The organism is Paraburkholderia sp. J12, assembly GCF_905220215.1.
Taxonomy (GTDB): domain Bacteria; phylum Pseudomonadota; class Gammaproteobacteria; order Burkholderiales; family Burkholderiaceae; genus Paraburkholderia.
On sequence record NZ_CAJMZC010000013.1, the window covers coordinates 97,907 to 115,624 of the forward strand.

A 17,718-nucleotide genomic window follows, 5' to 3' on the forward strand; every position below is an offset into this window, starting at 1 on the left:
CCTCACCCCGGCTTACGCCGGTGCGGACCCCGCCGCCGATCGCTGTCGTCAGCCAGGGCCGATGTCCTTCCAGATCTTGGCGCTACTGTGATCCGGCAAGCCGTGCAGCCACTGGCTGCCCCACATGGCAGATCAGTTGTGTATTCGTGCCATGCGGGGACCCCAGCCAGTTGCCACGGGTGCTGCGCACCCGCGCATCATCGATGACAGCTTGCACGCGACGGCGGCGGGGTCCGCACCGGCTGACGCCGGGTCCTGTCGCGGCAGATCATCTCCCACAACCGCGTATACGAAGTGGAACGCGATCCTTGCACGCGAGGATCGTGCGCGCGAAGCACGCGGCTGGACGCCGCGCCGTCCGTCCGCTGGTGTCTATCAGGCGCATCGTCTGGTTCCGCCGGGCCGGTCGTATCGGAATACCGTACTGACCAATGGTGAGAGTCCGTCATGATGGTCGGTCAGCGTTTTCTGCTTCGATCTGGGCTTGTCGACGTGCCTCCGCATATCGGTATAGGTCGTGAGGTGGTGACTAAAAAGAAACCGTATTTTCTAGTTAATAATCAATGGGATAGTCGTAAATTCTGCTTGGTGTTTTCGCGGGCAAGGTGTATTCTGTCGACGCTGTGAGTCACAGCCTTGAGCAATAAAAATAGGAGAACAAAATGCTCTACAGAATCCGCGATGCAGCTCGCTATTACCTGCTGCTCAACCTCGTCTGCATCACGATCAGCGCACTGATCGCGATTGGCAATGCGTCTCTGGCATCCGACTATTTCACGGCGGATGATGCACTTCGAGCGGCAACCGGAGGCATCAGCGCGTGCGAATGGATGGTCGGCTGGTGGCTGCTGCCGCTGATCGCGGTTATCCGATATCGGCAGATCTCGGGAACGGAGTTGCCCTGGCTGCCGGAGAAGCCCGGAGCCCCTTATCTGCTGAAGGAAATGTTCGCGTCGGGGGAAATCGGCTATGTGTCCGACGATGAAACGCCGACGTCCGGATCTGAGCCGGGATTTCGGCCCACGGTGAATATCGATGGCTCGCCGATGTGCGGCAGCACGGACATTCACGGAAATCCATACGGTGTGACCAGCCACTATTGATGGCTGATATGGGAGAACAACAATGAAAACGACGCTGACAAAACTTCGTGCCGTGACCCGGGGCGCGGTCGCACTGCTGCAGATCGCACTGTGCTTCAACGTGCTGTATCTGATCGTGTACGGCACGCCGGATCTGGCCTGGCACTGGTCCTATCTCGCGATTCCGCCGCTTGCGGCTTTTGTGTTCTGGCCGGTCGGCCGTGGCCATTACACGCGATATGGCTGATTGCTGCGAACTGGCGACCGACGTGAAATGCCCCGCATCGAGTGCGGGGCAGAATCAATCTTGACGGGATACGACTTTAGCCGGGGCTACCCGTCGTCCTTGTAACAGTCACGACAGATTCGACAGGTCCAGCAGATCGGAGTCGTGGTCGTGGTCAATTCCCACCGATGGCGTCGTCGCCAGCGTGACTGGCCATAGCCAGAGAAGCGTCGCGCCTGGATGGCCGATTGCAACCGCGCGCCTCGCCAGTTCGAAATCAGGCGCGGCGATGTTGAGCGTTTCTTGGTAATTCTCACTGTGGGCAATCAAGGCTCTGAAAATCACGTTACCTCCTGGTGTCCTGAGCAAAGGTGCTCTGGAGGTGTAGCGACTCGCGCGATGAGCACGACGGAGATCAACATGAAGTATCCGACAGTCGAGGATCTGAACTGGTTTGAGCTGCTGTCGATGCTGGTGAACATCGCCGGCGGCAAGCTGCAGTCGTCGCAGCGCGAGAAGCTGATCGATCTTTGCCAGCGGCATCAAGAGCTGGACAGGTTGGCTCCATTTGCGCTCGGGGACGATGCGCGCCTGGCTTTCCTGGTCGCGCAGGTCGCAATCCTGCGTGCGCAAGCCAGTTCCCGAAACGCGATGTTGCGGATCTGACGATGGAATACTACAGGCGGGAATGCTACGGCCATGTCGACTACCTGCGGTACAACGCCGAAGGTAGGGAATTGCTCGTCGTTTTTCATGAGCAGCACCAGGGCAAGGTCGACGACATCGGTGTGATGCGATACCAGGGGAATCCGGCACCGGACTTCGATCGGCAGAACGTCGTGTGTATTTCTGAAGAGTCGTTTCAGGCCGTGTACGACGACGTGCTCAGGCATTTGCGGTCGTGGAGCGGCACGCCGTGAAATATTTCGTGCGCGATAAATACGGGTTCGTCGAATACCTGCGCTATGACCCGGAGTGGCAGATTCTGCTGCGGGTGATCTACTCTCATGGCCCCCGGCGGATGGCGGAGATCGGTGTGACGCGGTACGTCGAATGCGAGGAGCCAACTACGGACGTCAGGTCGATTTCGGAGGCAGAGTTCTACGCGTTCTACGACGAGGTACTGACCCGGCTGCATGGTTGGCGTAGAAAAAGACGCTGGCTGCCACGCGTGTTCAGGCGGAAGCCTTGCGGTATCGATGTACGGGATCTGGTGCCGACGTCGCGCATGAGCGATGAAGAACGACGGGAGCGGGTAGCCACGGGCCGAGTCGCGGATATGGACGAATGATCCGTGTGAGCCAGGTGCAAAGTAAGAAGGCCTGCATGTGCAGGCCCTCCCAATCAGTGCATCGTGTCCTGCTGTGTCTCAGTCCGGATGCGCTCGATTTTGAGTATCGATTGCGGAGCGACGAGCGAAATGCTGCGTGTGACTTCCTGCTCGACTCTGCCCGGGATGTTCCTCGGTACGAGCGCGGCCGCCTGGAGCGAAATCCTGGGCAGGTTTTCCACCACGGCACGGGTATCGACTGATCGCACATCCTGATGTAGTGCTCTCAGTATTTCTTGCGTGCCCTCCGGTAGCCTCCCTCTGAAAGTTTTCGCGAGGCTTTCCCTGTTGTGGGTTCCGATCGAGAACCGCATGATCCGATCGCCGAGTGATGCGGACCATTCCTGCGATGGCGGATCGAACATCGGAATCACGAATGCATGATGCGCGTGCAACGTGTCCATGGCCACGATGACGTGATTTCCTGCGGCTCCGCCTTCGACGGGATGAAACGTCATCTCCATATCCGTGCCGACATACAGGTCCGCGAATAGCGCTTCGCTTGCCCGGCCCGCCAGGCACCAGTCGGGCGTGGGGGTGTAGTTTTGTATGCCTCGAACGGATGTCCGGACTTCGTCCGGTGACATGAGCTGGCCGTCGGAAACGAGAACAGAGTGAAACACGTCGTGCAGATTGTCCATAGTGATGTCCTTGTCGAAAAAGCCCGGTTTTGATCCCCGGGTGCTTCGTATAGGTAGTGGACGAAAATCTTCACGTAGCCTGCTTGACGAGGGGAAAGGCCATCGGGTAATGTTCACCCATTCGCATTTCATCGCGAACTCACATGCCTCGCTGCGCAGCAGCGAATCCAGTTTAAGCCCGGCGGTTCTGCCGGTTCGATGGATTCGCTCGCCTGTACCAGGAGGTACGCATGAAGAGTTCCGCATCTCGCAGCGCCACGCTGCATCGTCGTAAATCCCCGTCTTTTTCGAAGCGTCTGGTCCTCTGGGCCAAAGAGCCGTTCGTCGGTCGTTTTGGCCGCTACATCGGTATCGCGCTCGAGTCACATCGCCTGTCCGTTGCGATCTACACGCCGACTGGCCCCCGTTGGGTTTCCGCTGCGCTCGTTCTCGATTCCGTCGAGGCCCATGCCTGGGCTTCGTACGGATTCCGGCGCGCGTGACGCCACGAGCCGTATGGCAACCCAGTTGCTATACGGCTCAAGGACAACCTTTTGGGAGAGACAGCATGGTAGCGAAGAGGAAGATCGTTGACGCGGGAGAACTGCAGTATCGACGCATCCTGAAGCAGGCGGGCGACGCCCGGTCGTTCATCGACGAGGGTGGCATCACACGTCACCGGACAGCCGCGAATGACAGCCCGGACGACCGGATTTCGCTGACGCCGGAGGCCGCGCAGCAGATCCGCGCAGTGTTCGGGAAATATGGGTTTCCGTCGGCGCCGACGACTTGGCGGCAATTCCGGGCCGCACAGATCTACATCACGGAAGCCGAAGCCGTGGTCGAGATCGTGACGAACGGTCTGGATGACTGCGACATGGGCGTGCAGCTCGACTTCCTGCAGAAGCACTATGGGCCGTACATCCAGACAGCCGTGCGGATGCTGGACGGCGACTGGAATGACGTGATCGCGTATCACCGCGATAACCGCGTCTACGAGCGCATTGTTGCCGCGTACGACGAATTCCAGGATTACCCGGAGTGAAGGATCGCTGTCGTTCGCGACAGGTGCCTATACGTCATGTACAGGCCAACAACCAGGAGCGAACGATGCAGCAACTACCAAGAACAGGTCCGGCGGAGATTCACCTTCAATGCTGGACGATTCGCGAATTACCTAGCGGCGAGCGTAGGTTTTGCGGCTTTGCTGACTATCAAGGCAAGGTGTCGTCGCCGATCACGCACTTCGATCCGGTCACGCGGACCGGCGTGACGGCGAGCGGCCGCCGCTACGTGATGGTCGGCCGGTGCGGATATGACCAGGATGCCGATTTCACATGGCAACGGCTGATGCACGCATTGAAGGTCCGTGCGTGGACGGACGTCACGCTCGACCTCGTTCCTGACGCGCGTCAGGGGCTGGTGCGATGTGACGACGAGGCGTAATCCAGGCGGGACCGTACAGCTTGCCACCCGATCGCTATACGGCGAACAGGCCAACAACATTTGAGAGAAAGACGATGAAATTACGGTTTAACAACTACGAGAACAGCCTCCTGATCGGCGAGCTGATCAGCGACGACGGCCAGATGCTGCTGGCGACCTCGCACCCAGCTACGATCGCCGCAGCGCTCTATGCGATGGATTGCAAGACGCTGATGCTGGATTACGGTCCTGAGGCTATGGAAATGGCATTTCCGTGTGGCATAGCCCTCATGGTCCATGCGTGCCGGTTGCAGCTTGATGGCCCGCTGCGGCAATGGCTTGATACGTTCATGCGCTTTTCGTCGGGGAATTTTTCTGGCACATCGGAAGCCTTGCCTCCGTATGCGGAAATTCACTTCCGAACGGCTGTGCATCATCTGCCAGTGTCTCTGGTGAAGAACAGGCCAATGGCGCCGGAGCCGAAAGGTTTCCGTCGGGAACTGAGGGAACGCAACCGCACGATTTTTTTTCCTCTCTGCTGAGTCAGTCGCTGACAAATTGCAATAGATCTGATTAATTGAGTCCGCGCTGTTTCTGGCCGGGCTCAATTTTTTGAGGTATCGGGATTCAGCGACCGACGTTTGCCGCGTGTACTGATCGAGTGGCTTACGACGCTAACCGACTCTCTTTTTAGTATTGCTGAGATGGATATGCGAGAAGTACGATGAAATTTTCCACACGTATAGGTCGCGTTCTCTCAACTTCTAGCACTTCGCTTGGCTGATAAAAGCCGGAATGCACCTCGTATGTTAATCCGCTCGAGGTTGTACCTATTTTTTTATCATGCGAATCAATGTCTCCAATCATGGAGCGAAGTCTAGAGCTACCGCACGCGATATTTTTGTCTGCAACAAACAGCGCCATTTCTGCTAATCTTTCGTTGCGACTCAACCCCTCATATGCGTAGCGGTCAAAATCTCCTTTGTATGGATCTCTCTCTAAATATGCCAGATCTTTATCGAATAAATCGTCTGGAACTTTGTCTTTCGGGGTGGCAAATGCGGAGGTTTTAAGTTCTACACGATCGCCTCGATCATTGATGATAAAGTCGGAGTGTACCCTGGTGGATTCATTCAACCTCGGTGCCACACTTGCTTTCTGTACGCCTTCTGTTATTGATCTCTGATATCTATTTCCTCGTGAGTCGAGCTTGTTGACTGTGTAGCCTTCCTTTTTTAGGAATCGTCCAATGTCGACGTTTAGTGCACCTTCCTGTTCGAGTAGATCGCGGTTCTCTGCCACACTTACCAAACAATGTTCAACAATGCGTCGCCCAAGTGCGGAAATTTGTGCGATATCCATGTTGTGTGCATGAGCAGCAGTTGCTTTCGATTCGAGCCGTTCATATTCAACAAGCTGTTCCAATGCCTCTGGAGTGATTAGTCCATCTTCGTCAAATTCCATATTGCATCCCCTTTAAGTTATCGCCGAAAAGTCGCTGCCCAGAGTGTGTGTCGACGTATTGCGACCGCAGTCAGGCAATTTATCTTGCTCAAGCTCGGTTGGCTGAAAACGTCACGTTTATGATCGATTTGGAGTAGAGTCTAGGCGGGTGGGGGGATTTTGGCAATCATTTCTTCTGGATATGCTGCCTCTCGTTTTACTCGCTCCCATTCCGTCTTTAAAATTGTACTGGTTAATATGTCTGCTTCGAGTACTAACTCACGTAGGCGATTGATCAATGCGATTGCCGTCTCGCGGTTTCTCGATCCTTGTGTATCGCTCAATATTTTTCGGATCTCATCTAGAATATCACGTAACGCCATGTGATTTTTTTCATTTGGATTGAGGCGGAAGCGCAGGCGGTGGTGACGTTCTTGGTGAGCTCGGTCGATTGCTCCGTTCTTCTCCGAGAATGTGACTAGAAGCTGATTTGCTTTAATCGTACGCTGATTGAGCGGAATGCTGGTATCGCCATGCAATCTTCCCCATTCTTCTCGAACAGCATCCCATTTCCACAAATATTCTTGTGACTCTGCAAGGTGTGTTGCAATGTCTGATCGCAGTTCATCTATCCATTTTTGGCGCTTGTCAGCAATAAACGTGGCTGCTGTACGCACTGTGGACGTACGTTGAACGTCCAGAGATATGGCTGCTTGCTTGATCTGGTGTGTCGCTTGTTCGAAAATTTGATTGCGACTCTTGCTGGCAAGATAAATATTGGCGAGGACGCTGATAATGGCCGTGGTGCTTGCCCCAATAGCCGCCCAGCCCGCACTGTGGATACTCATGGGTCACGTATTTGTAGGAAAGATAGAAATATAGCTTATTTAGAGGCTATGAATTGGCTTATGTTCTAGCTGGTATCTTGTGCGGTAGTTGTCTGCGTGGATGCGTTGCCGTTTAAATTCTGATTTTGGGCGGGCGACCCCGTTTTGGTCCCGTTGGTTGTAGTGCATCGCGAAACTGAGCCCAGGTCGGGAAGTCTTCGGGCAGTAACTCAAAATGCTGAAGTTTGTCCATGGCCTCAAGCAGTGGTTCCTCCGGGTACCATTGGCTACCGTAATACGCTTCACCAGCGTTTGAGTTTTCTCCCGCATGCCCCGTCAATGCGTCACTGACCTCTTTGGGAACCGCCCGGCGACGTAGTTCATCCTTGAACGTGTGCCGCAAGCTGTAGGTTACTTTTTTCTCGTTGGTAATCTCGGCGACCTCGCGGAGATAGTCGCCAAGATCATTCAGCGTTTGCGCGGATCGCCCCTCCTCCTGTTCGGCTGCAGCTACCGCGTCGGCGACCTTGCAGGGAAAGAGCCAGTCACCGGGGCGACGTGTCGCAAAATATTCGGCAAACCCGAGCTGCATCAGATGCCGGGGCAGGGGAATATGTCGATAGGACACTTCGTGCTTGGGCTTGCGTATCAGTCCGTTCGGACTCAGTGTTGGCGTGTAGATATGAATCCAGTACTGGCCCCTCGAGTCGATTCGGACGTCATCTTGCATCAAGGTTGCGATTTCCTCGGGCCGGGCACCGAAGGCGAACAGAAAGAGCGGGAACCAGTATGCGACTTCTCGTTGAAGGGTGCGGACGGTCGTCCAGTACGTCAGGCGGCTGAAGTACTGGCGAATTTCGTCTGCAGTAAACGGATGAACGTTGTCCTTTTTGAGGCCTGTTGTCTGTGCCGTGGTGCCTCGAATGGCGAGTGAATCGAGATCGATGCCCAAGGCTGGGTTGTATTCAATTTCACCCCGGCCAAATGCATTACCGAGGATCGCACTGATGGCCTGAAGATGCTTTTTCAAGGTCCCCCGTTTGATCTGCTTCGTGTGGGCAACATGCTCGAGCCATTTGATGATGTGCTTTTTGCCCTGGATATCGGCGGTTGAGACGTCCTTGAGCGGGGCTTCTTTCCCGATGACGAAGTTTGCAAAATCGACGAAGAGATTACGGAATTCGTCGATACTGCTTTGCTTCTTTTGACCTGCATTTTTCCAGTTGTCGAAGCAGGTCTGGAAATCGTGGGGGTGAAGCCGGGGGCCAACAAAATTCGGCTTGTCGGAGTGGAGGTCAGTCGGAGGAGATTTCGCCAGGCTGGATGTCAGCAGGGGAGTCTCGACGGGCTTTCCTGCCAGTAGCGATAGTGACGCTTCCAGTGCACTCATTTCCTGTACGAGCAGGCGCATCAGATAGGACTTGCGATCGGGGCAATCCGTGGCTAGGACGAAGCCACACCATTCGCTCATGTGATCGTCCACTTCGTCAATCCACGATTCGGACGGCCGCATCCGGCGGACACACAGCTTTATTTCCTCCAGGCGCTCGGCAAGCGTGGTTTCCGTATCGGCGATTTCATCGTCATCGCATTCCGAGATGGTTTCATCGTGCCAGTGCATGGCATGGGCAACCCACCGCGCAACAAACTGGTCGAGATCCCGGCGCTCGCTTTCGATGAGGTGCGTGACGTGCCGTACAGGCCCGGCTTTCTGGCGGGCGCGGTCGTTCTCCTGCCAGGCGAGCAGTTCAGGATTGTCTTCGCGCTGTTTCTGGAGGTCGGCATCGGCCAGAGTCTGGTACGTCGCGCAGCGTTCCTTCCATTCCTGAACGCACTCGGCATAGCGTTCACGATGCCTGGATTTATCCGTACCGAGCGAACGGATGAAATTCTTTTTCTTGGAGTAGGGCCACAGGTGCTCGGGGTAGCCGATGCAGAACTGAAGTGCGGCCGTGTGGGCGACTTTTCGGGTGTTGGGGAGTTTGGCCAAGGGAGCTTCATCCATCACGTGACGGGGGCTTGCTGGGGAGCGCCCGTATACCAGTCAGGTTTACCAGTGAGGATATCGGCGGGATTCCGTAAGTCCTTGAATTCTAAGAAACCTATAAGAATCAAGGACGACAAAAAGCCCGCCGAAGCGGGCTTTTTGAATTTGGTGGCGAATCAGGGATTCGAACCCCGGACCTGCGGATTATGATTCCGTCGCTCTAACCGACTGAGCTAATTCGCCGAAGAAGAGAATTATGATGAATCGGCCGAATACTGTCAACCCCTGCGCCACAACTTTTTAGCAGGAAGCTAGCAGAAGGCTAGCGTGAAGCGGGAGGCAGCCGCGCCGCCTCCGCCAAGACCTACCCACACCTCAATCCTGCGCGTAAATATTCGAGTCCTTGGTTTCCTTGAGGAACAGCGTCCCGATCACAAAGGTCGCCGCCGCGATGATGACCGGATACCAGAGCCCCGAGTAGATATCCCCCCTGGCCGCCACGATCGCGAACGCCGTAGCCGGCAGGAACCCGCCGAACCAGCCGTTGCCGATGTGATAGGGCAGCGACATCGAGGTATAGCGAATCCGCGTCGGGAACATCTCCACCAGCATGGCCGCGATCGGTCCGTACACCATCGTCACGAGAATCACGAGGATGGTCAGGATGACCACGGTCATCGGCCAGTTCAACTGGGCCGGGTCGGCCTTGGCCGGGTAGCCCGCCGACTTCAGCGTGCCCGAGAGCGTCTTTTCGAACGCCGCGCCCTTTTCCTTGGCGTCTGCGGCCTTGCCGTCAAACGTGTCGATCACGGTGTCGCCCACCTTGATCTGCGCCATCGTCCCCGCCGGCGCCGCCACGTTCGAGTAGTTCAGGCCGGCCTTCGAAAGCGCGCTCTTCGCGATATCGCACGAGGACGTGAACTTCGACGTACCCACCGGATTGAACTGGAACGAGCATTCGTCCGGATTGGCGATCACCACGATCGGCGCGCGCTGTGTCGCGGCTTCGAGCGCCGGGTTCGCGAAGTGCGTGAGCGCCTTGAAGAGCGGGAAGAACGCGAACGCCGCGATCAGGCAGCCGGCCATGATGATGGGCTTGCGGCCGATCTTGTCCGAGAGCGAGCCGAAGAACAGGAAGAACGGCGTGCCGATCAGGAGTGCCAGCGCGATCAGGATGTTGGCGCTGGAGCCGTCCACCTTGAGGGTCTGCGTGAGGAAGAAGAGCGCGTAGAACTGGCCCGTGTACCAGACCACGGCCTGGCCGGCGGTCAGGCCGATCAGCGCGAGAATCACGATCTTCAGGTTCTTCCACTGGCCGAACGCTTCGGAAAGCGGCGCCTTCGAGATCTTGCCCTCGGCCTTGATGCGCTTGAATGCCGGCGATTCGTCGAGTTGCAGGCGGATCCAGACGGACACGGCGAGCAGCAGGATCGAAGCGACGAACGGAATGCGCCAGGCCCACGCGGCGAACTGTTCTTCGCCCACCGATTCGCGCACGCCGAGAATCACGAGCAGCGAGAGGAAGAGGCCGAGCGTGGCGGTGGTCTGGATCCACGAGGTGTAGAAGCCGCGGCGTCCGGGCGGCGCGTGTTCGGCCACGTAGGTCGCGGCGCCGCCGTACTCGCCGCCGAGCGCGAGGCCCTGCAGGAGGCGCATGGCGATGAAGATCACGGGCGAGGCGATGCCGATCGCCGCGTAGCCGGGCAGGAAGCCGACCACGAAGGTGGAAAGGCCCATGATCACGATGGTCACGAGGAAGGTGTGCTTGCGGCCGACGAGGTCGCCTAGCCGCCCGAACACGATCGCGCCGAACGGACGCACTGCGAAGCCGGCTGCGAAGCCGAGCAGGGTGAAGATGAAGCCGGCGGTGGGATTGACGCCGGAGAAGAAGCTCTTGCTGATGAAGGCCGCGAGCGAGCCGGCCAGATAGAAGTCGTACCACTCGAACACCGTGCCGAGCGACGACGCGAAGATCACGCGTTTTTCGTCGCTGGTCATCGGCGCGTGCGAAACCTGTCCCTGTCCGCCTACGGTTGCCATGTAAGTCTCCAATATTGATATGCGTATGGTCCGCGGCGCAGGCATCCTGCGGCAGGCGGTCCTGCGGATCATTATTGAAATGGAAACTTACGCAGTTCTGACGTTCCGAGCGGCTACGGGTAACTGCGGGTGAATGGGGTTCGATTAATCAAGATCGGTCAATTTGTGGGAATTTCTCAATCAACGGACATCTTCGTCGGTTAAAGTGTTTTTCTCGTCGTGGCGATCCCAGGGGCGTAAGGGTAAGTCCCATCGCTATTTCGGGATAAAGCTGACGCTTCAAGCCCCGCGCCGCAGTCTCAGCGTGACGTGCACGAGCGTTCCCGCGAGCCGCGGCGACTGTTGATAGACGTTGTCGTCGATGGCGAGCGTGCCGCCGTGCATCGTCGTGATCTCGCGGACGATGGCGAGGCCCAGTCCGCTGCCGTCGCCCTCGCGGCCGAGAATGCGGTAGAAGCGTTCGATCACGCGCTCGCGCTCCGCCGCCGGGATGCCGAGGCCGGTATCCTCGACCTCCAGGTGGACCACGCGCGCCGCCGGCTCCGGCCGCACGCGCACGGTGATGCGCCCGCCCGGCGGCGTGTAGCGGATGGCGTTGTCGATGAGGTTCGAAAGCATCTCGCGCAGCATCACCGGATTGCCGTCCACTTCGACCGTCGCACCGTCTTCTTCGTCGCTGCCTGCCACACGCGGGCCTTCGTAGCCCAGGTCCATCCGCTTCGCGAGCGCGGGCTGCACCCAGTCGCGCACGGCGAGCCGCGCGACTTCGGCCACGTCCACGGGCGTGAAGATCTGTCCCGACATGCGGTTCTCCGCGCGCGCGAGCGCGAGCAGTTGCGTGACGAGCCGCGCGGCCTGCTCGGAGCTGGTGGCGATCTGCTCGAGCGAGCGATGCACCTCGGGCGGCGCGTCCTGGCGCAGCGCCAGTTCGGCCTGGGTGCGCAGGCCCGCGAGCGGCGTTTTCATCTGATGGGCCGCGTCGGCAATGAAGCGTTTTTGCAGTTCCATGTTCTGTTCGAGGCGCGTCAGGAGGTCGTTGAACGAGGTCACGAGCGGTTCGATCTCGGGTGGCGCGCGCCGCGCCTCCAGCGGCGAGAGGTCGTCGGGGCGGCGCATGCGGATGTTCGACTGCAGCGCATGAAGCGGCGCGAGCCCGCGCGAGAGTCCGAACCACACCAGCAGGATCGCGAGCGGCAGGATCACGAACTGCGGCAGGATCACGCCCTTGATGATGTCGTTGGCAAGCTGGCGGCGCTTGTCGAGCGTCTCGGCCACCTGCACCAGCACGGGCTGGCCGCCGCTCGCCTGCGGCAGATCCACCGTCGTATAGGCGACCCGGATGTCGACGCCGCGCAACGTGTCGTCGCGGAATTCGACGAGGCCGGGCGGCGGCCGGTCGTCTTCGTGCGGCAGCGGCATTTCGCGGTCGCCGGCCACGAGTTCACCCCGGCCGCCCAGCACCTGATAGAACACGTTATCGACATTGTCCGCGCTCAGGAGCTCGCGTGTGGGGGCGGGCAGCGACAGTTCGGCCACACCGTTGACGGGATGGATCTGGCGGGCGAGCACGTAGGCGTCGGTTTCGAGCGCGCGGTCGAACGGGCCGTTGGCGATCGACTTTGCCACCAGGTACGTCACCGCGATGCTCATCGGCCAGAGCAGCAGGAGCGGTGCGAGCATCCAGTCGAGAATCTCGCCGAAGAGCGAGCGCGGGCGCGCTTCGGCCGCGGTCTCGGTTTCGTCGGGTGGGGCGAAGGGGTTGGCGTAGCGGGCGTCGCGCGCGCTGTCGTCGAGCGTGTCGAGGGTCCCGGCGCCGGGCGGGCGCGGCGCGGAGCGCGCGGCAGGGGCGGGCTCGGCCATCGTCTCGCCCGGTTACTTGTAGTAGTGGCTGGACGGCATGGCGGGCGGCGCGGGCGATGTATTCCCCGGCGCCATCGCGCTGCCGTTCGAGGCGGTCGCGCCTTGTTCCTTTTCGAGGCAGTAGCCGAGGCCGCGCACGGTCACGATGCGCACGCCGCCCGCTTCGAGCTTCTTGCGCAGCCGGTGCACATACACCTCGATGGCATTGAGGCTGACTTCCTCGCCCCACTCGCACAGGTGGTCGACGAGCTGCTCCTTCGAAACGAGCCGTCCCAGCCGCTGCAGCAGCACTTCGAGCAGACCCAGTTCGCGCGCCGACAGGTCGAGCACCTGGTCGTTGATGCGCGCCACGCGCCCCACCTGGTCGAACGCCAGCGCGCCGTGGCGCACGACCGTCGGGCCGCCGCCCGCGCCGCGCCGGGTGAGCGCCCGCACGCGCGCTTCGAGTTCGTTGAGCGCGAAGGGCTTGGCCATATAGTCGTCGGCGCCGAGGTCGAGGCCTTTCACGCGTTCGTCGACGCTGTCGGCGGCGGTCAGGATCAGCACCGGGAGGGTGGAATTGCGCGCGCGCAGGCGTCGCAGCACTTCGAGGCCGGGCATTTTCGGCAGGCCGAGATCGAGGATCAGCAGGTCGAAAGTCTGCAGGGACAGTGCGGTGTCGGCGTCCACGCCGCTCTTCACGTGATCGACGGCATAGCCCGATTGGCGGAGTGATCGGATGAGACCGTCCGCGAGTATGCTGTCGTCTTCGGCAATGAGGATTCGCATGATGCGCAAGCGCCGCAGCGCCGTCTCCATGCCCGCGCCGGGCTTGCGTGGCGCGTGGCGGTCTCCCGAAATTTCGCGGTTTGGGCAAGCATAGGGCTTGCTAAAACCACTGTTTTTTTATACAGTGTCTGCGTTCGTGCGCACAAGCTCAAATGAAGCCCGCGCATCGTCACGAGACGCCGTTCATCATAGCAAAGGACGATTCATGGAAGATAGCAAGAAAGGCTCGGCTGGGCTGACTGCTGAAAAGAGCAAGGCGCTGGCCGCCGCGCTCGCGCAGATCGAAAAGCAGTTCGGCAAGGGGTCGATCATGCGGCTCGGCGACGGCGACGCGGTCGAAAATATCCAGGTGGTCTCCACCGGCTCGCTCGGCCTCGACATTGCGCTGGGCGTGGGCGGTCTGCCGCGCGGCCGGGTGGTCGAGATCTACGGTCCGGAATCGTCGGGTAAAACCACGCTCACGCTCCAGGTGATCGCCGAAATGCAGAAGATCGGCGGCACGGCGGCGTTTATCGACGCAGAACATGCGCTCGACGTGCAATACGCCTCGAAGCTCGGCGTGAACGTGCCCGAACTGCTCATCTCGCAGCCGGACACGGGCGAGCAGGCACTCGAAATCGCCGACGCGCTGGTGCGCTCGGGCTCGATCGACATGATCGTGATCGACTCGGTTGCGGCGCTCGTGCCGAAGGCCGAAATCGAAGGCGAAATGGGCGACTCGCTGCCGGGTCTGCAGGCGCGCCTGATGTCGCAGGCGCTGCGCAAGCTCACGGGCACGATCAAGAAGACCAACTGCATGGTCATCTTCATCAACCAGATCCGCATGAAGATCGGCGTGATGTTCGGCAACCCGGAAACCACCACGGGCGGCAATGCGCTCAAGTTCTACGCGTCGGTGCGTCTGGACATTCGCCGTATCGGCTCGATCAAGAAGAACGACGAAGTGATCGGCAGCGAAACGCGCGTGAAGGTCGTCAAGAACAAGGTCTCGCCGCCGTTCCGCGAAGCCGTGTTCGACATCCTCTACGGCGAAGGCATTTCGCGCCAGGGCGAAATCATCGACCTCGGCGTACAGGCCAAGATCGTCGACAAGGCGGGGGCGTGGTACAGCTATAACGGCGAGCGCATCGGCCAGGGCAAGGACAACGCGCGCGAATTCCTGCGCGAGAACGCCGATATTGCCCGCGAGATCGAAAATCGCATCCGCGAATCGCTCGGCGTGAACGCGATGCCGGCAAACGCCAACGATTCCGGCGAAGTCGAAGTCGCGGACGAAGAGGAGTAATCCGCTTGTGATTCGCAAGGGCAGGTCCGCATCGGCGCCTCCAGACTCTCTGGCGCCACCCGAAGCGGGCCGCCCGCGCGATCCTCGCGCGCCTGGCGGTCCGCTCGAGCCCTTCGAGCCCGTCGAGCAGAAGGGCGCGCCGCTCGGCTCGTCCTTCGACGAGTTCGAATCGTCGTTCGGCAATTTCGAATCGGCGGACCCTGCGTCGTCGTCGGACCGCTTCGGACGCAGTTCCGAATCCCGCAAGGCACGCGCACCTTCCGCGCGCTCCGGCGAAGCTTCTCCTTCCTCCCGGCGTCCTGGCCCCTCGCTCAAAGGCCGCGCGCTCGGCTATCTTTCGCGGCGCGAATACAGCCGCGCAGAACTCTCTCGCAAGCTCATGCCGTTCACAGACGACGCCGACGCGCTCGAGGTACTGCTCGATTCGCTCGTCCGCGAGGGCTGGCTCTCCGACGCGCGCTTTGCCGAAAGCATCGTTCACCGCCGCGCCGCGCGGCTCGGTGCCACCCGCATCGTCAGCGAACTCAAGCGCCATGCCGTCGGCGATACGCTCGTCGAAGAGGTGAGTGCGCAATTGCGCGAGACCGAACTCGTCCGCGCCCGCGCCGTCTGGCAGAAGAAGTATGGCCAGTTGCCCGAAACACCGGCCGAACGCGCGCGTCAGGCGCGCTTTCTCGCCGCTCGCGGCTTTTCGATGGGCATCATCGGCAAGATCCTGAAGGGTATCGAGGACGACTGGTCGGAAAATTGAGCCTGCAAGGCGCGTGTAAGTCCCTGAGCCGACTGTGTGTTCTGCCGGGTTCGGCCCAGTCCCAAATACCCGGTATGCTAAAATCGAGAGGTTTTCCATCCGGTCTTAGCCTCAGCATGCCGCTTTCCCCGCCCGTGCCCCGCCAACTGCGCCACCAGCGCGCAATCCGGGCGGTCGCCTATGAGCGCGAAGACGGCTTCTGGGACATCGACGCGTGTCTGACGGATCACAAGCCGCGCGACGTGCCGCTCGCGGCCGGTGTCCGGCCCAAGGGTCTACCGATCCATGAACTCTGGCTCCGCATCACGATCGATCGCAAGCTCAACGTCGTCGACGCCGAAGCGTCGTCCGACTGGGTTCCCTACGACGGTCAGTGCCAGAACGCCAATCCCGCCTATCGTGCCCTTATCGGGCTCAATCTCCTCCAGAACTTTCGCCGCGAAGCCGGCCGTCGCCTTGCCGGCACGGCGGGCTGCACGCACCTCACGGAAATGCTGGGCGTGCTGCCCACGGCCGCGGTGCAGGCATTCGTCGGCGTGGTCTGGAAGGGCGGCAAGGACGGGTCGGGTGACGATGCCGGACCGGAAATCGGCAAGACCGCCGACGGCGATGCCGCCGGCGAAAAACCGCCTTTCCAGCTGGGCCGCTGCCATGCGCTGCGGTTCGACGGCGAGGCGGTGAAGCAGTTTTATCCGCGCTGGTATGGCCACGTGCCGCGTTCGGTCGAACGCGGCGCCGAAGCTGCCGGCGTGCGCGGCGACGAAGGTCCGGGCCACGAGGGCAGGACCGCAGCCGCCCCGCATGAATAACAACAGCGGAATCGAAGTTCACTCCAACTCTCAGACTGAAGGGAATCACGCATGAAGATTCACGAGTACCAGGGTAAGGAAATCCTGCGGAAATTCGGAGTCGCGGTGCCGCGCGGCATCCCGGTGTTTTCGGTGGATGACGCGGTCAAGGCCGCTGAAGAGCTGGGCGGCCCGGTGTGGGTCGTCAAGGCGCAGATTCACGCTGGCGGCCGAGGCAAGGGCGGCGGCGTGAAGGTTGCGAAGACGCTCGAACAGGTCCGCGAATACGCGAACCAGATCCTCGGCATGCAGCTCGTCACGCACCAGACCGGTCCGGAAGGCCAGAAGGTCAACCGTCTGCTGATCGAAGAAGGCGCCGACATCAAGCAGGAACTGTATGTCAGCCTCGTCGTGGATCGCGTGTCGCAAAAGATCGTTCTGATGGGTTCGAGCGAAGGCGGCATGGACATCGAAGAAGTGGCCGAAAAGCACCCGGAACTGATCCACAAGGTCATCGTCGACCCGGCAACGGGCCTGCTCGATGCCCAGGCCGACGACCTGGCCGCGAAGATCGGCGTACCGGCAGCTTCGATTCCGCAAGCGCGCGAGATCCTGAAGGGCCTGTACAAGGCATTCTGGGAAACCGACGCGTCGCTGGCCGAAATCAACCCGCTGAACGTCTCGGGCGACGGCAAGGTCATCGCACTCGACGCGAAGTTCAACTTCGACGCGAATGCCCTCTTCCGCCATCCGGAAATCGTCGCTTACCGCGACCTGGACGAAGAAGATCCGGCTGAAATCGAAGCCTCGAAGTTCGACCTCGCCTACATCTCGCTCGACGGCAACATCGGTTGTCTCGTGAACGGCGCAGGCCTCGCGATGGCGACGATGGACACCATCAAGCTGTTCGGCGGCGAGCCGGCGAACTTCCTCGACGTGGGCGGCGGCGCCACGACCGAGAAGGTCACCGAAGCGTTCAAGCTCATGCTGAAGAACCCGGACCTGAAGGCGATCCTCGTGAACATCTTCGGCGGCATCATGCGCTGCGACGTGATCGCGGAAGGCGTGATCGCGGCTTCGAAGGCCGTGGACCTGAAGGTGCCGCTCGTCGTGCGCATGAAGGGCACGAACGAGGACCTCGGCAAGAAGATGCTGGCCGATTCGGGCCTGCCGATCATCTCGGCAGACAGCATGGAAGAGGCTGCGCAGAAGGTCGTCGCAGCTGCCGAAGGCAAGTAATTTTCACCGGATACGAATGGCGTAGCGGCGGCGCGAAGGCGGCTTTC

At 60.0% G+C, this 17,718-nt stretch carries 21 protein-coding genes and 1 tRNA gene; 13 read left to right on the forward strand and 9 right to left on the reverse strand.

Features of this window, described 5'->3' with window-relative positions; translation table 11 throughout:
- Positions 1–662: 662 nt before the first annotated feature.
- Both U5760_RS24570 and U5760_RS24575 read left to right on the forward strand, forming a co-directional pair.
- A complete protein-coding gene (locus U5760_RS24570) occupies positions 663–1,103 on the forward strand; it encodes a hypothetical protein (RefSeq protein ID WP_322014912.1) in 441 nt (146 codons plus the stop codon).
- 22 nt (positions 1,104–1,125) lie between these two features.
- The gene (locus U5760_RS24575; protein ID WP_322014913.1) at positions 1,126–1,329 is read left to right on the forward strand and encodes a hypothetical protein; all 204 of its coding nucleotides are present in this window, start codon (positions 1,126–1,128) and stop codon (positions 1,327–1,329) included.
- Positions 1,330–1,437: 108 nt separating this feature from the next.
- Here the strand turns inward: U5760_RS24575 and U5760_RS24580 are convergent, their stop codons facing one another.
- Positions 1,438–1,653 (reverse strand): hypothetical protein, encoded by a 216-nt coding sequence (locus tag U5760_RS24580; protein WP_322014914.1) that lies wholly within the window; start codon positions 1,651–1,653, stop codon positions 1,438–1,440.
- A 75-nt stretch (positions 1,654–1,728) separates the two neighbouring features.
- On the opposite strand from U5760_RS24580, the gene U5760_RS24585 reads away from it, so the two are divergent.
- Genes U5760_RS24585 through U5760_RS24595 form a run of 3 tightly spaced genes read left to right on the forward strand, consistent with a single transcriptional unit; the run spans position 1,729 to position 2,599 of the window.
- Positions 1,729–1,974, forward strand: a complete 246-nt coding sequence (locus U5760_RS24585) for a hypothetical protein (RefSeq protein ID WP_322014915.1) — start codon at positions 1,729–1,731, stop codon at positions 1,972–1,974.
- Between the two features lie 2 nt (positions 1,975–1,976).
- Entirely contained in the window at positions 1,977–2,228 is a 252-nt protein-coding gene (locus U5760_RS24590) for a hypothetical protein (RefSeq protein WP_322014916.1), read from the forward strand.
- The gene (locus U5760_RS24595; protein ID WP_322014917.1) at positions 2,225–2,599 is read left to right on the forward strand and encodes a hypothetical protein; all 375 of its coding nucleotides are present in this window, start codon (positions 2,225–2,227) and stop codon (positions 2,597–2,599) included. Before U5760_RS24590 ends, U5760_RS24595 begins: the two co-directional genes overlap by 4 nt.
- Before the next feature lie 53 nt (positions 2,600–2,652).
- Here U5760_RS24595 and U5760_RS24600 read toward each other — a convergent pair whose 3' ends face one another.
- Positions 2,653–3,279, reverse strand: a complete 627-nt coding sequence (locus tag U5760_RS24600; protein WP_322014918.1) for a hypothetical protein — start codon at positions 3,277–3,279, stop codon at positions 2,653–2,655.
- A 230-nt stretch (positions 3,280–3,509) separates the two neighbouring features.
- Here U5760_RS24600 and U5760_RS24605 point away from each other — a divergent pair, with 230 nt between their 5' ends.
- The 4 genes from U5760_RS24605 to U5760_RS24620 all read left to right on the forward strand — a co-directional run bounded on the left by U5760_RS24605 (position 3,510) and on the right by U5760_RS24620 (position 5,225).
- Positions 3,510–3,761: a hypothetical protein gene (locus U5760_RS24605; protein ID WP_322014919.1), complete on the forward strand. Its 252-nt coding sequence runs from the start codon at positions 3,510–3,512 to the stop codon at positions 3,759–3,761.
- A 65-nt stretch (positions 3,762–3,826) separates the two neighbouring features.
- On the forward strand, positions 3,827–4,303 hold the full coding sequence (locus tag U5760_RS24610; protein ID WP_322014920.1) for a hypothetical protein: 477 nt from the start codon (positions 3,827–3,829) through the stop codon (positions 4,301–4,303).
- Between the two features lie 65 nt (positions 4,304–4,368).
- Positions 4,369–4,704 carry a hypothetical protein gene (locus U5760_RS24615; protein ID WP_322014921.1) on the forward strand — a complete coding sequence of 112 codons (336 nt, stop codon included), beginning with the start codon at positions 4,369–4,371 and terminating at the stop codon, positions 4,702–4,704.
- A gap of 74 nt (positions 4,705–4,778) precedes the next feature.
- On the forward strand, positions 4,779–5,225 hold the full coding sequence (locus U5760_RS24620) for a hypothetical protein (protein ID WP_322014922.1): 447 nt from the start codon (positions 4,779–4,781) through the stop codon (positions 5,223–5,225).
- Positions 5,226–5,373: 148 nt separating this feature from the next.
- Here U5760_RS24620 and U5760_RS24625 read toward each other — a convergent pair whose 3' ends face one another.
- The 7 genes from U5760_RS24625 to U5760_RS24655 all read right to left on the reverse strand — a co-directional run bounded on the left by U5760_RS24625 (position 5,374) and on the right by U5760_RS24655 (position 13,608).
- Positions 5,374–6,147 carry a hypothetical protein gene (locus tag U5760_RS24625; protein WP_322014923.1) on the reverse strand — a complete coding sequence of 258 codons (774 nt, stop codon included), beginning with the start codon at positions 6,145–6,147 and terminating at the stop codon, positions 5,374–5,376.
- A gap of 140 nt (positions 6,148–6,287) precedes the next feature.
- The gene (locus U5760_RS24630) at positions 6,288–6,974 is read right to left on the reverse strand and encodes a hypothetical protein (protein WP_322014924.1); all 687 of its coding nucleotides are present in this window, start codon (positions 6,972–6,974) and stop codon (positions 6,288–6,290) included.
- 112 nt (positions 6,975–7,086) lie between these two features.
- Positions 7,087–8,943 carry a hypothetical protein gene (locus U5760_RS24635; RefSeq protein WP_322014925.1) on the reverse strand — a complete coding sequence of 619 codons (1,857 nt, stop codon included), beginning with the start codon at positions 8,941–8,943 and terminating at the stop codon, positions 7,087–7,089.
- Positions 8,944–9,106: 163 nt separating this feature from the next.
- Positions 9,107–9,183: transfer RNA gene (locus tag U5760_RS24640), tRNA-Met, on the reverse strand.
- Between the two features lie 132 nt (positions 9,184–9,315).
- Positions 9,316–10,980 (reverse strand): MFS transporter, encoded by a 1,665-nt coding sequence (locus U5760_RS24645; protein WP_322014926.1) that lies wholly within the window; start codon positions 10,978–10,980, stop codon positions 9,316–9,318.
- A 279-nt stretch (positions 10,981–11,259) separates the two neighbouring features.
- On the reverse strand, positions 11,260–12,840 hold the full coding sequence (locus U5760_RS24650; RefSeq protein WP_322014927.1) for a sensor histidine kinase: 1,581 nt from the start codon (positions 12,838–12,840) through the stop codon (positions 11,260–11,262).
- A 12-nt stretch (positions 12,841–12,852) separates the two neighbouring features.
- The gene (locus U5760_RS24655; protein WP_322014928.1) at positions 12,853–13,608 is read right to left on the reverse strand and encodes a response regulator transcription factor; all 756 of its coding nucleotides are present in this window, start codon (positions 13,606–13,608) and stop codon (positions 12,853–12,855) included.
- Positions 13,609–13,813: 205 nt separating this feature from the next.
- Here U5760_RS24655 and recA point away from each other — a divergent pair, with 205 nt between their 5' ends.
- The 4 genes from recA to sucC all read left to right on the forward strand — a co-directional run bounded on the left by recA (position 13,814) and on the right by sucC (position 17,671).
- Complete coding sequence (gene recA, locus U5760_RS24660) at positions 13,814–14,893, forward strand: recombinase RecA (protein WP_322014929.1); 1,080 nt, start codon at positions 13,814–13,816, stop codon at positions 14,891–14,893.
- Positions 14,894–14,900: 7 nt separating this feature from the next.
- Positions 14,901–15,644 carry a recombination regulator RecX gene (recX, locus tag U5760_RS24665; protein WP_322014930.1) on the forward strand — a complete coding sequence of 248 codons (744 nt, stop codon included), beginning with the start codon at positions 14,901–14,903 and terminating at the stop codon, positions 15,642–15,644.
- Between the two features lie 116 nt (positions 15,645–15,760).
- Positions 15,761–16,453, forward strand: coding sequence for a DUF2889 domain-containing protein (locus U5760_RS24670; protein WP_415914170.1), 693 nt, complete (start codon positions 15,761–15,763; stop codon positions 16,451–16,453).
- Positions 16,454–16,504: 51 nt separating this feature from the next.
- Entirely contained in the window at positions 16,505–17,671 is a 1,167-nt protein-coding gene (gene sucC / locus U5760_RS24675; protein ID WP_322014932.1) for an ADP-forming succinate--CoA ligase subunit beta, read from the forward strand.
- Positions 17,672–17,718 lie beyond the last annotated feature (47 nt).